This window comes from Nocardia sp. NPDC055165, assembly GCF_053606985.1.
This window is the reverse complement of the sequence record NZ_JBSGSS010000014.1, coordinates 218,006-230,610: the sequence shown is the minus strand read 5'-3', so window position 1 is coordinate 230,610 and position 12,605 is coordinate 218,006. Positions and strand designations below refer to the sequence as shown.

Sequence of the window (12,605 nt, the reverse complement as noted above, 5' to 3'; positions counted from 1 at the left end):
GGGGCGTAGGCGACGAAGGAGCAAGCCCCGGTGCCTGACCGGCGGCCCCTCAGGGCCGCGGACACGCGCGCGCCAGCGCGCCGACAAACACAGTCGAACCGACCTGGGACTACCGAAGCCCGAATCCCCACCCCAGAACCCGTCACCCCCGCACACGACGGCGAACTCGGCCCAGTGATGCCGATCGGCTAGTGTCGCCTTCGTGCTCGCACCCGAACGGCGGACGCGCGCCGATATCTTCGTAGCAGTCGCGATCGCCGTCACCCTCGTGGTGGCGGCGTTCGTCGTATGGGCGCGCGCCGATGCCACCGGAACGGATTCGGTGACGGCGGCCTCCCCCGCCCCCACCATCACCGCGGCCACCCAGCTGCCCACCACCTTGCGCGAGCAGTGGCACGCCGCCGACGAGTCGAGCAGGCGCGCGCTCACGTCGGGCAATGTGGTGGTGACCGGCGACCACGGCACCGTGAGTGGGCGCGATCCGCTCACCGGCAATCAGCTGTGGTGGTATCGCCGGGATATGCCGCTGTGCGGGGTCGAGTCGCAGTTCGGGACCGTGATCGCGACCTATCGCGATCAGCGTGGGTGCAGCCAGTCCGTGATGCTCGAGGCCGATACCGGTGCGCGCCGGGTCGCGCGCAGCAGCTACATGGACGACGAGATCCGTGTCAGCGGTGACGGCACCTACCTGCTGGCGCTCGGCGCGAACCGGCTGGAGATGTGGCGTTCGGATCTGGTACGCACGCTCGAGTACGGCTACGTGGATGCCCCGGTGAATCCGAACACCCAGCCGCGCAACGGATGTGCCCTGCGGTCGGCCGCGTCGAGTTCCTCGCGGCTGGCCGTGCTCGAGCGCTGCCCGGGTGACGCGACCGACCGGCTGACCGTGCTCAATCCGGCGCCGAAGGAATCGACCGCCCCCGAGGAATACGGCTCGCGGGTGCTCACCGCACCGGGTGCCGACGCGCCGCAGATGCGGGTGATCGCGGTGTCGGACAACAAGATCGCGGTCTACTACCCGCCGACGCCCGCGACCGCCACCGGCCTCGGGCTGCCGGCCAGGATCGCCGTGCACGACGGCACCGGCAACGAGATCGCGACCTACCAGCTCGCCGCCCCGTGGGACGAGCGCACCACGGTGACCCGTCTCGGCTCGGCCATCTACGTCTTCACCGGCAACAGCCTGATCGCCTTGAGCTCCAGCTCATTACAGCCGGTCTGGACGGTGCGCGACGCACTAGGCACCCCCGCCCTGATGGCGGGCAGGCTGCTGGTCCCGGTCCCCGACGGGCAGCTCGCGGTGGACAGCGGCAACGGCGCGACCGTCGCCCAGATCCCGCTCGCGCGCACCGACTACCGCGGCGACACCATCTCCACCGCCGTCCTGGGCAACACGGTCTTCGAACGCCGCGGCGGACAGCTCTACGCGCTCGGCTGAACCCGCACTGCCATGATGGAACCATGTCCACACCCGATGCCCGCCTGGTCCTGCTGCGCCACGGCGAAACCGAGTGGTCGAGTCAGCGCAAGCACACCAGCTTCACCGACTTGCCGCTGACCGAGCTGGGCGAAACCCAGGCCGTCGCGGCCGGGCTGGTGCTGAAATCCCTCGACCTGCGCGATCCGCTGTGCTTCACCAGTCCGCGCCTGCGGGCGCGACACACCGCCGAACTGGCAGGTCTGTCGCCGATCGAGGTCGACGACGATCTGGTCGAGTGGAACTACGGCGAGTACGAGGGCATCACGACCGCGCAGATCCGCGAGACCGTCCCCGGCTGGACGGTGTGGACCGCGCCCGTGCCCGGCGGGGAGACGGCCGAACAGGTGGGCGCCAGGGCCGATCGGGTACTCGCCCGGGCGGAGCCGGAGCTGGCGCGGCGCGACGTGGTCCTGGTCGGTCACGGGCACTTCTCGCGGGTGCTGATCGCGCGCTGGGCGGAGTTCGCGGTGCGTGAGGGACGCCGCTTCGCGATGTCGACCGGTGCGGTGAGTGTGCTCGGCTTCGACCACGACGCCCGCTCCATCTGGGGCCACAACCTGACGACCCGCACCGAGCCGATCGAAGGAGTCCACCGATGAGCGCATTCGTCCGCCGCGCCACCCCCGCCGACGTGCCGGCGATGGTCGGGCTCGTCCACGATCTGGCCGAGTACGAGAAGGCTCCCGCCGAGTGCACGCTCACCCCGGAGCAGTTGCGGTCCGCGCTGTTCGGGCCTGCCCCCGCGCTCTTCGCGCATGTCGCCGAGAACGATGGTGACGTGGTCGGCTGTGCCATCTGGTTCCTGAACTACTCCACCTGGGACGGCGTGCACGGCATCTACCTGGAGGACCTGTACGTGCGACCCGAGACCCGCGGTACGGGGCTCGGCCGCGCCTTGATCGCGGCGCTGGCCGCCGAAGCGGTCGAACACGGCTACAGCCGGGTGTCGTGGTCGGTGCTCACCTGGAACACGCCGTCGATCGAGTTCTACCGATCTCTCGGCGCCGCACCGCAAGACGAGTGGATCGGCTATCGACTCGCCGGTGCCGAACTGTCGGCGCTGGCCGCCACCGCGAGCTGAACCGTGCGCATCGCGTTGCCCCACGATTGGCCACGAACGCCCGACGAGGCGATCGCCCTCCAGGACGAACTCCGCCCTTCGGTATCCACCGAAAACCCCGCGCCGCCGCAATTTTCGACGGCGGCCGGAATTGATTCGGCGTATGCCGACGACGGCACCGTCGCGACGGCCGCGGTAATTATCGACATCGCCACCATGGAAACGGTGGAATCGGCAGTCGCACACGGCATTTCGGAATTCCCTTATGTGCCCGGGCTACTCGCGTTCCGGGAACTGCCCGCAACGGTTGCCGCATTGGAAAAGCTCACTGTCACACCGGATCTACTCGTGTGTGACGCACAAGGTGTGGCGCATCCCCGGCGTTTCGGATTGGCGTGTCACGTCGGATTGCTCACCGGAATTCCGACCATCGGTGTCGCCAAATCGGTGTGGGGCGAATACCGCGCGCCGGGGCCGCGCCGCGGTGACGCCAGCGACGTGACGATCGACGGCGAGGTCGTCGGTCGCGCGCTGCGCACGCGCGACGAGGTGAAGCCACTGTTCGTCTCGGTCGGCCACCGCATCGACCTCGACACCGCCTGCGACCGGGTACTTGCCCTCACGCGGGGTTTCCGGCAACCCGAGACCACCCGCCGAGCCGACCACCTGTGCCGCCAGGCACTGCGCGCGGCCACGGCCTGACCTACGGACGCTCGTCGTCCTCGGGGATCTCGCCGTAGTCCTGAGCCATGAATCGACTCGTGGCGGGGGCGAACAGCGCGGCCAATCCGGCGACCGCCACGAGCCCGAGCAAGCTTCCCCACAGCGGCTGATGTGAGTCGGTCAGCAACGACCAGGCCACCGGCAACAGCAACACGTTCGCGATGACCGCGATGGCCCGCCCCCAGCGTTTGCCGCGCAGCAGCCCGATGCCCGCGGCGAGCACCCCGCCGAACAGCACCCCGAACCAGATCGCGGTGCCGACCCCGCTGGCCGCGGACTGATCGTGTCCGGTCAGCGCCCGCACGATCAGCACGATCGCGGTCACCACCCCGGCCAGCCCCTCCAGCGAAACCAGCCCACCGGCCACCCGCACTGTCGTCGGGATACCGGTCGACACCTGGTCGCCGCCCTCGCGCTGGTCACCGTCTGTCACGTCCTGCTCTGCCACGTGCCCAGCCTACGACGACGTGTCGTGGCGCCCGGCGCGCGCCGGGTGTTCGCCCGCGCGCACTACCCTCGGCACTGTGCGGACGTTGCTCATTGTCAATCCCAATGCCACCTCGACGACCCCGGCCACCCGGGATCTGCTCGCTCACGCCTTGGAGAGCCGAACGCAGCTGACCGTTGCGCACACCCAGCATCGCGGCCACGCGGCCGAACTGGCCCAGTGGGCATCGACGCAGGAGATGGACCTGATCGTCGTGCACGGTGGCGATGGGACGGTCAACGAGACCATCAACGGCTTCCTGCCGGTGCCCCAGGTCGGCGACGACCAGGTGTGGCGCCCACGTCTCGGGATCATCCCGGGCGGCTCGGCGAACGTCTTCGCGCGCGCGCTCGGCATCTCCCCCGATCCGGTGACAGCAACCAACCAGCTCATCGATCTGCTGGCGCGCGATGCCGACCGCCGGATCGGGCTCGGTCTCGCCGACGACCGATGGTTCACCTTCAGCGCGGGCGTCGGCCTCGACGCCGATGTGTGCGAGTCGATCGACACCGCGCGCGCCAAGGGCCGCAAGGCGACGCCCGCGCGCTATCTGCGCACCACGGTCCGGCAGTTCTTCCGGGCTCGGCGGCAGGATCCGAGCGTCACCCTCGAGGTAACAGGACGGGATCCGGTCGAGGAGGTCTATTACGCCTTCGTCACGAATTCGAGTCCGTGGACCTATCTCGAGGACCGCCCGATTCGCACGAATCCCACCACCACCTTCGAATCGGGCCTCGGCGTGTTCGCGGTGCGGTCGATGAGTGTGACCCGCACACTGCTGCTTGCGCGGCAGTTGCTGGCCGAGAATGGAAACCCCAAGTCGCCCATACTTTTCCGCGCCGACGACGTGCCGTCCGTGCGAATCGAGACGGGCCAGGAGATCGGCCTGCAAATCGATGGCGACTTCATCGGAAAACGCAAGATGGTGCATTTCACATCCGTCCCCAGCGTGCTCGACGTGGTGGCACCCAAGCCGTCCTGACCACCGGACGGCAAGAAAAATCTCCTGGTTGCGCTGCGAAAACCCGGAGACGCGAGTACAAAGGACCGGGCAGGTTCCCCTTGTGGGGGCCTAGAGCGTGATCTCCCCCACGGTGCGCCGGAGACCTATTGACATCTACGGTGATCGTGAAAGCATTCACAAGCAACCGTGCGGAAACATTCGAGTCGCACAAGTGAACGATCCACTAACTACAGGCGCCCTTTGTGGCGCCCTCGCAAAGGAGCAGAGGAATGGACTGGCGCCACAAGGCCATCTGTCGCGATGAGGACCCCGAACTGTTCTTCCCGGTGGGTAACAGTGGTCCTGCGCTCGCGCAGATTGCCGATGCCAAGCTGGTCTGCGCCCGCTGCCCCGTCACGGCCGATTGCCTGTCATGGGCCCTCAAGTCCGGACAGGATGCCGGCGTGTGGGGTGGAATGAGCGAAGACGAGCGTCGCGCGCTCAAGCGGCGCAACGCGCGCACCCGTACGCGTACCTCCGTCTGAATCGACGGACCTGGCGTTGCCGGGCCATCAGCCCCGGTCCGGTAACGCATGTGTGAGAACCCGGCACCTTCACGGTGCCGGGTTTATTGTTGCCCACCTGAGGTTTCCGTAGCCTCAGCGCCCGGAACGGCGTCCGAGCGGAACCCGCAACACCGCATCGGTGCCCACATCGGCACCCGGATGCAAGCCGATCGAGCCACCCAGTTCCGAGGTCACCAGGGTGCGCACGATCTGCAAACCCAACCGGTCGGAACCTTCCAGACTGAACCCTGACGGCAGGCCACGGCCGTCGTCGGAGATGATCACGTCGAGCCAGCGAGCCGACCGTTCCGAGCGAATCGTCACGGTACCGTTCTCCCCCGCGTCGAAGGCGTGCTCGATCGCGTTCTGCACCAGTTCCGTCAAGACCATCACCAGCGGCGTCGCCCGTTCGGCGGAGAACACCCCGAGCGAACCCGCGCGGCGCACCTTGATCCGCGCGGTGTGCACCGTCGCCACATCGGCCATGATCGGCAGCAGCCGGTCGATGACCTCGTCGAGGTCGACTTCCTCGTCCACCGACATCGACAGCATCTCGTGCACCGAGGCGATGGAGGTGACCCGTCGCACCGATTCCGTCAGCGCCACTTGAGCTTCCGGGTTCTCGGTGCGGCGCGCCTGCAATCGCAGCAGCGCCGCCACGGTCTGCAGATTGTTCTTCACCCGGTGGTGGATCTCACGGATCGTGGCGTCCTTGCTCAACAGCGCGCGATCGCGCCGCTTCACCTCGGTGACATCGCGCACCAGCACCGCGGGCCCGGCCAGTTCCCCGCCCGGACGCAGCACCAGGGTGCGCAACAGCACCGTCGCCCCGCGCGCCTCGACCTCCATCCGGCGCCCGGTTCGCCCGGCGAGCGCGGCCTGGATATCGGCCACCACTTCCTGGGCGTCGAACGGATCGGTGATCAGCGAGCGGGTGGTCACCGCGAGATCCTGGCCGACGAGATCGGCCTGCATCCCCATCCGGTGATAGGCCGAGAGCGCGTTCGGGCTCGCGTAGACGACGATGCCGTCGGTATCGAGGCGGATGAATCCGTCGCCCGCGCGCGGGCTGGAATGCGTGGCCGCCCGATCCTCGGGCGTCGGGAAACTGCCGTCGGCGATCATCTGGCACAGATCGTCGGCGCACGACACATACGCCGTTTCGAGGGTGCTGCGGACCCGCGAGCGCGCCAGGTCGGAATCGCGGCTGAGCACGGCGATCACATCGTCGCCGCAGCGCACCGGAATCGCTTCGCGCACCGCGTGCACCGGGCTCGGGTGATAGACCCCGCTCACCTCGACCTCGGTGTCGGTGCGCACCGTGTGTCCGCTGAGCAGGGCATCGAAGACCTGCGGGAAGTCGGTGCGCGAGGCGGTGGTGTCGACCTTGTCGTCGAGATGCACGGTCGGCGCGGTCGTGGGCCGGATCTGGGCCACACACACCACATCGGAACCGTCGACGACCGGGCCCGCGCCCACCCACAGCAGCAGATCGGAGAACGAGAGGTCGGCGAGCAACTGCCAATCGCCCACCACCCGTTGCAGATGGTCCACGGCGATGCCGGGAAGGTCGGTGTGTTCGGCCAGGAGCTCGCTCAGTGTTGCCACGCTGGATCTACCGCTTCGTTGCTCGGGTGAGTTACGCGATGGTGGCGATGAGGTCGCCCGCCTGGAGAACCTGGCCCGGGCTGACGTCGACCGACGTGATGTCGCCCTCGACCTCGGTGAGCACCGGGATCTCCATCTTCATCGATTCCAGCAGCACCAGTGTCTGGTCGACCCGGACGTGTTCGCCCACGGTGACCTCGACAGCGAGCACGGTCGAGACCATCTCCGCGCGCACTTCTTCAGGCATGGCACCCCTTCGTTAGTATCCGCCGAAGCTACAGCCAACCACACGTGAAACAATGGCTCTCGACCAGACAGAGAAGGGAGCTCCCATGGGTAAGCGTGGACGTAAGAAGCGCAGCCGCAAGGGCAACGCCGCAAACCACGGCAAGCGTCCTAACGCTTGAGTCGTGCCGCTGCGCACAGACGACAACAGCACGCTCTCAGAAGCTACTGAGAGCGTGCTGTTTCCGTATCCGGGCTGATCAGCCTTCGGTGGTCTCAATCCTGGTCACCGAGATCGTCCGGTGGATCTCCAGCTTCAGCCGGTCGCGCAGGCCTTCGGGAGCGTGCTCGCCACCGCATTTGCGGCTGAGCAGACCCTTGATCTTCTCCTCGATGCCATAGGCCTCGATGCACGGGCTGCAGTGGTCCATGTGCTCCTGCAAGCGCTGCCGAGTGGCCTGATCGCACTCGTTGTCGAGCATGAGCCACACATCCGCGAGGACCGCGGTGCAGTCCATGTCGAGATCGGGATCGTCACTCACTTGACTACCTCCTGGCGTTCCCCACGGTCGAATCCACGTTCGCGCGCCACATCGGCGAGCAGGCCCTTGAGCTGCTTGCGTCCACGGTGCAGCCGAGACATCACGGTACCGATGGGGGTGCCCATGATGTCGGCGATTTCCTTGTACGGGAAGCCTTCGACATCGGCGTAGTACACCGCCATCCGGAATTCCTCCGGCAGCTGCTGTAGCGCGGACTTGATCTGGTCGTCGGGCAGGGCGTCCAGCGCCTCCACCTCGGCCGAGCGCAGACCCACCGAGGAGTGCTCGGCGGTGGCCGCCAGCTGCCAGTCGGTGATCTCGTCGGTCGGGTACTGCGCGGGCTGGCGCTGCTTCTTGCGGTAGGAGTTGATGTAGGTGTTGGTCAGGATCCGGTACAGCCAGGCACGCAGATTGGTGCCTTCCCGGAACGACTTGAACCCCTGGAACGCCTTCACGAACGTCTCCTGCACCAGGTCCTCGGCATCGGCCGGGTTCCTGGTCATCCGCAGGGCGGCGCCGTAGAGCTGGTCGATCATCGGGAGCGCATCACGCTCGAACCGGGCCGCCAGCTCGGCTTCGTCGACTTCCGTGCCGGACGCACCGTCGGACACCACGTCGTCGTCGCTCGTCACACCAATCCCTTCGATCGCCGTAGTAGCCGAATCTACCGGCACGACGGAATCGACTGGCAATCGCGCACCCCGTGGCAGGACAGGACGCTCCTCGAGCAGCAGTGTCACTATCTCTCCTTCACGTCGTCTCTGGCCGCGTTGGCTTGTCACTTGTGTGCAACATGCACCCCCGCATTCGTGTTCCCACACCGGCGGAAATCTGGTTGCCGGACCGGGCGTGGCCGCGATTAAGGTGACCGCTTATGTCGACTCCCGCGATCAAGGCCCTCAGCGGTATCGCGCACACGGTGCATTCCTATTCCCACGATCCACGCGCCGACTCCTATGGCGACGAGGCCGTCGACGCACTCGGCGACGAACTGGGAGTGCGAGCCGAGCAGATCTTCAAGACACTGGTGATCGAACTCTCATCCGGCACGCTCGCGGTGGCCGTTCTGCCGGTGCCCGCGCGGCTGTCGTTGAAGGCGGCGGCCGCCGCGCTCGGCGCGCCGAAGGCGAGCATGGCCGACAAGACCAAGGCCGAGCGCACCACCGGCTATGTGCTGGGCGGGGTTTCGCCGCTGGGTCAGCGCAAGAAGTTGCCCACTGTTGTCGACGCCTCCGCGCTCGACTGGGATCGGGTGCTGTGCAGCGCGGGCAAACGCGGGCTCGAAATCGAGTTGGCGCCCGCGGATCTGGTGCGTGCCTGCGCGGCCGTCACCGCCCCGATCACCAGCTGAGGCAATCCAGTCGGCGCCTCGTTCCGAATCACTTCGACGCATTCTGCGCCCGGTACGACCGATTCGACCCGAGGATGTGATGCGAAAATGTCCGCTCGTTCGACGATCGCCGCCCTGTCCGGTGCCCTGGTAATCACTTTCGGCGCTGCCGCTATAGCTCCGGCCACCGCGGTTCCGCAGGTGGTTCCGCCGTCGCAGGCCGAGCCCGGCGACTATCCGCTCAACGGCCAGGGCACCACGCCGAAGAGTTCGCCGAAGACCGCACCCGAGACCGACGAGAAGGCCGAGAAGGCCGAAAAGCTCGGCGGTGGGGTCGCCACCGAGGTGATCGATCTGATCACGGGAGTCATCAAGTGCGGGTTGAACATCGCCACCGACTCGGTGCCCTGCTCGCTCTGAGGAACTGCTACCCGAGGCCGGGCACGATCACAACACTGTGGTCTGCCCGGCCTTGTCGTCGCATGACCCGTCGGGCACCAGGAGTTCGGGCCCGTTGTTGCGCACATTGTTGACCAGGGTGGAGACCGGGCGCGCCACGATCGTCGCCAGCTCCGCCTGCGAGGGCGGTCGCAGCAGATCGGCGGGCGCCGGGTGATCCGGGTCGAGCCAGGCGTCCCAGTGTTCGCGCGGCATCGGCAACGGCATCCGGTCGTGGATGCCTGCCAGCTCGCCGCTCGCGTCGGTGGTCAGGATCGTGCACGACATGAGCGGCTCGGCATCGGGCAGGCTGCGGTCCCGCCAGACCGACCAGAGCCCGGCCATATAGAGCAGGGAACCGTCACTGTGCGACATATAGAAGGGCCGCTTCACCGCCTTGCCCTTGCCGGTCGGTGACGGCTCGACCAGCCACTCGTACCAGCCGTCCATCGGCACGAGGCAGCGCTTGTGCTTGGCCGAATCGCGGAACGAGGGCGCGGTGGTCGCCTTGTCGGCGCGCGCGTTGAACAGCGGTTTCCCCTTGGCGGGCACGCCGGGTTCGGCCGCCTTGGTCCAGTGCGGGATCAGGCCCCAGCGCATCCGCCGGATCCGCAGCCGCGGATCGTCGTCGGGTTCGCCGTGCGCGTGCCGCTCCACGACCGTGAGCACCTGTGTGGTCGGCGCGACGTTGTAGCTGACAGCGGCGTCCGGCTCGTCGAGCCCCGTCTCGTCGACAGCGTCCAGTTCGGCCGCCAACCGGCCCGGATTCGTGGTCGTCGCATATCGTCCACACATAAAGGTCAAGATACGCGCGGGCACCGACATCAGGCACCGCCGACGACGCCACCCCACGCCGAAAAAGCGCACCACCGGTGCGTCCGAACCGCACATAAGCGAAGATGGGGACGTGAGTTTCTGGCCTGCGCCCCATATCGAGGTCCCCGTCCACGCGACCGTGACCCTGCCCGGATCGAAGTCCATCACCAACCGCGCGCTCATCCTGGCCGCACTGGCCGATGGGCCGTCCACGCTCACCGGCGCCCTGCGCAGCCGCGACACCGATCTGATGATCGGGGCCCTGCGCGCCCTCGGCACCGAGATCACCGGCGACGCCGAGATCCTCGAGATCACCCCGGCGCCCCTGCGCAGTGCCGCTGTCGACTGCGGGCTGGCGGGCACCATCATGCGATTCCTGCCGCCCGCCGCCGCACTCGCCACGGGCGATGTCGCGTTCTTCGGCGACGAGCAGGCGAAGTTGCGTCCGCTGTCCACCATTCTCGACGCCCTGCGCAAGCTCGGTCTCGATGTCGACGGTGACGCGCTGCCCTTCGTCGTACACGGCACCGGCGCGCTGCGCGGCGGCACCGTCACCATCGACGCGTCGGGTTCCTCGCAGTTCGTGTCGGGGCTGCTGCTCTCGGCCGCCCGCTTCGACGAGGGCATCACCGTCCACCACGACGGCAAGGCACTGCCGTCGATGCCGCACATCGAGATGACGGTCGAGATGCTGCGCCGCGCCGATGTGGCCGTGCAGACCCCGGCCGATTCCGGCAACGCCCAGACCTGGACCGTGGCGCCCGGCCCGATCCGCGCGGTCGACTGGGACATCGAGCCCGACCTGTCCAACGCCACCCCGTTCCTGGCGGCGGCCGCGGTGACCGGCGGCGAGGTGAGCATCCCGATGTGGCCGCGCGGCACCACCCAGCCCGGTGACGTGATCCGCGAGATCCTCGTCCGGATGGGCGCCGAGGCCCGCATCTTCGACGGCGTCCTCACCGTGCACGGTCCGGAACGCCTGGCGGGCATCGACATCGACCTGCACGACGTCGGCGAACTCACCCCCACCGTCGCCGCGCTGGCCGCACTGGCCGATTCTCCCTCGCGACTGCGTGGCATCGCCCACCTACGCGGACACGAAACAGACCGTCTCGCAGCACTTTCCGCCGAGATCAATCGGCTCGGCGGCAATGTCACCGAGACCGAGGACGGCCTCGAGATCGTGCCCACCCCGCTGCACGGCGGACAGTGGCACTCCTACGCCGATCACCGGATGGCCACCGCCGGCGCGATTCTGGGCCTGCGCGTGCCGGGGGTGGAGATCGAGGACATCGGCACCACCGCCAAGACCCTGCCGACCTTCGTCGCACTGTGGGAGCAGATGCTGGCTCCCGCGTTATCCAGTGACGGAGTGGCGCGCTGAGCCGCCAGGGGCGATCCTCAGCCAGCTACGACGAATCCGACGTCCGGGTACGCCCGGGTAAGGCGTCGTCGCGTCCCCGCACCAAGACCCGTCCCCAGCACGCCGACGCCGAGCCCGCCATGGTGGTGGCCGTCGACCGCGGCCGCTGGGGTTGCGTGCTCGACGGGGACGCCGACCGGCGCATCGTCGCCATGCGCGCCCGTGAACTGGGCCGCACCCCGATCGTCGTGGGCGATCAGGTCGACGTGGTCGGCGACCTCACCGGCAGGCCCGACAGCCTGGCCAGGATCGTGCGGGTGAGCGAGCGCAGCACCGTGCTGCGCCGCACCGCCGACGACACCGATCCGTTCGAACGCATCGTCGTCGCCAATGCCCAGCAGTTGTTCATCGTGGTGGCGCTGGCCGATCCGCCACCGCGCACCGGTTTCGTCGAGCGGGCGATGGTGGCTGCCTACGCCGGTGGGCTGGAACCGATTCTGGTGCTCACCAAACGCGACCTGGTCTCGGAATCCGAATTCGCTTCCGCCTTCGACGGTCTCGATCTGAAGATCCTCTACGCGGGCATCGACGACCCGATGGAGCCGGTGCTGGAGATCTTGAACGACCGGCTCACCGCGCTGATCGGGCACTCCGGTGTCGGCAAGTCGACGATGGTGAATCGTCTGGTGCCCGATGCCTATCGGGCGGTGGGCGAGGTGTCCGGCGTCGGCAAGGGCAAGCACACCTCCACCCAGTCGGTGGCGCTACCGCTACCCGAAGGCGGCTGGGTGATCGACACCCCGGGCGTGCGTTCGTTCGGCCTCGCCCACATCACGCCCGACGATGTGATCGCCTCGTTCACCGACCTCGCCGGTGCCATCGAGGACTGTCCGCGCGGCTGTACCCATCTCGGGCCGCCTGCCGATCCGGAATGCGCGCTCGATCAGCTGCCCGGCACGGAACGGCGGGTCGCCGCGATTCGCACGCTGCTGACCGCCCTGATCGCCAACGATGCTTGGTAGCA

At 67.8% G+C, this 12,605-nt stretch carries 17 protein-coding genes; 11 read left to right on the top strand and 6 right to left on the bottom strand.

Annotated elements, in window-relative coordinates; genetic code table 11:
- Positions 1–202 precede the first annotated feature (202 nt).
- Genes ACWFRF_RS26620 through ACWFRF_RS26605 form a run of 4 tightly spaced genes read left to right on the top strand, consistent with a single transcriptional unit; the run spans position 203 to position 3,242 of the window.
- Entirely contained in the window at positions 203–1,438 is a 1,236-nt protein-coding gene (locus tag ACWFRF_RS26620) for an Rv3212 family protein (RefSeq protein WP_379312582.1), read from the top strand.
- 23 nt (positions 1,439–1,461) lie between these two features.
- Entirely contained in the window at positions 1,462–2,079 is a 618-nt protein-coding gene (locus ACWFRF_RS26615) for an acid phosphatase (protein ID WP_378993560.1), read from the top strand.
- Positions 2,076–2,561, top strand: a complete 486-nt coding sequence (locus ACWFRF_RS26610) for a GNAT family N-acetyltransferase (protein ID WP_378993559.1) — start codon at positions 2,076–2,078, stop codon at positions 2,559–2,561. Before ACWFRF_RS26615 ends, ACWFRF_RS26610 begins: the two co-directional genes overlap by 4 nt.
- Positions 2,562–2,564: 3 nt before the next feature.
- Entirely contained in the window at positions 2,565–3,242 is a 678-nt protein-coding gene (locus ACWFRF_RS26605; protein ID WP_378993558.1) for an endonuclease V, read from the top strand.
- A 1-nt stretch (position 3,243) separates the two neighbouring features.
- Here ACWFRF_RS26605 and ACWFRF_RS26600 read toward each other — a convergent pair whose 3' ends face one another.
- Positions 3,244–3,648, bottom strand: coding sequence for a hypothetical protein (locus tag ACWFRF_RS26600; RefSeq protein ID WP_378652422.1), 405 nt, complete (start codon positions 3,646–3,648; stop codon positions 3,244–3,246).
- Between the two features lie 139 nt (positions 3,649–3,787).
- Between ACWFRF_RS26600 and ACWFRF_RS26595 the strand changes: the two genes are divergently transcribed.
- Together ACWFRF_RS26595 and ACWFRF_RS26590 are read left to right on the top strand one after the other, a co-directional pair.
- Positions 3,788–4,732, top strand: a complete 945-nt coding sequence (locus ACWFRF_RS26595; RefSeq protein WP_378632685.1) for a diacylglycerol/lipid kinase family protein — start codon at positions 3,788–3,790, stop codon at positions 4,730–4,732.
- A 251-nt stretch (positions 4,733–4,983) separates the two neighbouring features.
- Entirely contained in the window at positions 4,984–5,238 is a 255-nt protein-coding gene (locus ACWFRF_RS26590) for a WhiB family transcriptional regulator (RefSeq protein WP_022567051.1), read from the top strand.
- 114 nt (positions 5,239–5,352) lie between these two features.
- Here the strand turns inward: ACWFRF_RS26590 and ACWFRF_RS26585 are convergent, their stop codons facing one another.
- Together ACWFRF_RS26585 and ACWFRF_RS26580 are read right to left on the bottom strand one after the other, a co-directional pair.
- Positions 5,353–6,867, bottom strand: a complete 1,515-nt coding sequence (locus tag ACWFRF_RS26585) for a sensor histidine kinase (protein WP_379312578.1) — start codon at positions 6,865–6,867, stop codon at positions 5,353–5,355.
- 31 nt (positions 6,868–6,898) lie between these two features.
- Positions 6,899–7,114, bottom strand: a complete 216-nt coding sequence (locus tag ACWFRF_RS26580) for a biotin/lipoyl-binding carrier protein (RefSeq protein ID WP_378632681.1) — start codon at positions 7,112–7,114, stop codon at positions 6,899–6,901.
- 85 nt (positions 7,115–7,199) lie between these two features.
- On the opposite strand from ACWFRF_RS26580, the gene ACWFRF_RS26575 reads away from it, so the two are divergent.
- A complete protein-coding gene (locus ACWFRF_RS26575; RefSeq protein ID WP_022597109.1) occupies positions 7,200–7,274 on the top strand; it encodes a 50S ribosomal protein bL37 in 75 nt (24 codons plus the stop codon).
- A 78-nt stretch (positions 7,275–7,352) separates the two neighbouring features.
- On the opposite strand, the gene rsrA is transcribed toward ACWFRF_RS26575, so the two are convergent.
- A complete protein-coding gene (gene rsrA / locus ACWFRF_RS26570; RefSeq protein WP_378993575.1) occupies positions 7,353–7,610 on the bottom strand; it encodes a mycothiol system anti-sigma-R factor in 258 nt (85 codons plus the stop codon).
- A gap of 20 nt (positions 7,611–7,630) precedes the next feature.
- The gene (locus tag ACWFRF_RS26565; RefSeq protein ID WP_378993574.1) at positions 7,631–8,344 is read right to left on the bottom strand and encodes a sigma-70 family RNA polymerase sigma factor; all 714 of its coding nucleotides are present in this window, start codon (positions 8,342–8,344) and stop codon (positions 7,631–7,633) included.
- A gap of 164 nt (positions 8,345–8,508) precedes the next feature.
- Between ACWFRF_RS26565 and ybaK the strand changes: the two genes are divergently transcribed.
- Entirely contained in the window at positions 8,509–8,985 is a 477-nt protein-coding gene (gene ybaK / locus ACWFRF_RS26560) for a Cys-tRNA(Pro) deacylase (RefSeq protein ID WP_449963976.1), read from the top strand.
- Between the two features lie 87 nt (positions 8,986–9,072).
- Entirely contained in the window at positions 9,073–9,384 is a 312-nt protein-coding gene (locus ACWFRF_RS26555) for a hypothetical protein (RefSeq protein ID WP_378993555.1), read from the top strand.
- Positions 9,385–9,411: 27 nt separating this feature from the next.
- Here ACWFRF_RS26555 and ACWFRF_RS26550 read toward each other — a convergent pair whose 3' ends face one another.
- The gene (locus ACWFRF_RS26550; RefSeq protein WP_379312576.1) at positions 9,412–10,197 is read right to left on the bottom strand and encodes an SOS response-associated peptidase; all 786 of its coding nucleotides are present in this window, start codon (positions 10,195–10,197) and stop codon (positions 9,412–9,414) included.
- A gap of 112 nt (positions 10,198–10,309) precedes the next feature.
- Between ACWFRF_RS26550 and aroA the strand changes: the two genes are divergently transcribed.
- Both aroA and rsgA read left to right on the top strand, forming a co-directional pair.
- On the top strand, positions 10,310–11,602 hold the full coding sequence (gene aroA / locus ACWFRF_RS26545) for a 3-phosphoshikimate 1-carboxyvinyltransferase (protein WP_452452786.1): 1,293 nt from the start codon (positions 10,310–10,312) through the stop codon (positions 11,600–11,602).
- Between the two features lie 119 nt (positions 11,603–11,721).
- Positions 11,722–12,603 carry a ribosome small subunit-dependent GTPase A gene (gene rsgA, locus ACWFRF_RS26540; RefSeq protein ID WP_378993552.1) on the top strand — a complete coding sequence of 294 codons (882 nt, stop codon included), beginning with the start codon at positions 11,722–11,724 and terminating at the stop codon, positions 12,601–12,603.
- Positions 12,604–12,605: the final 2 nt, after the last annotated feature.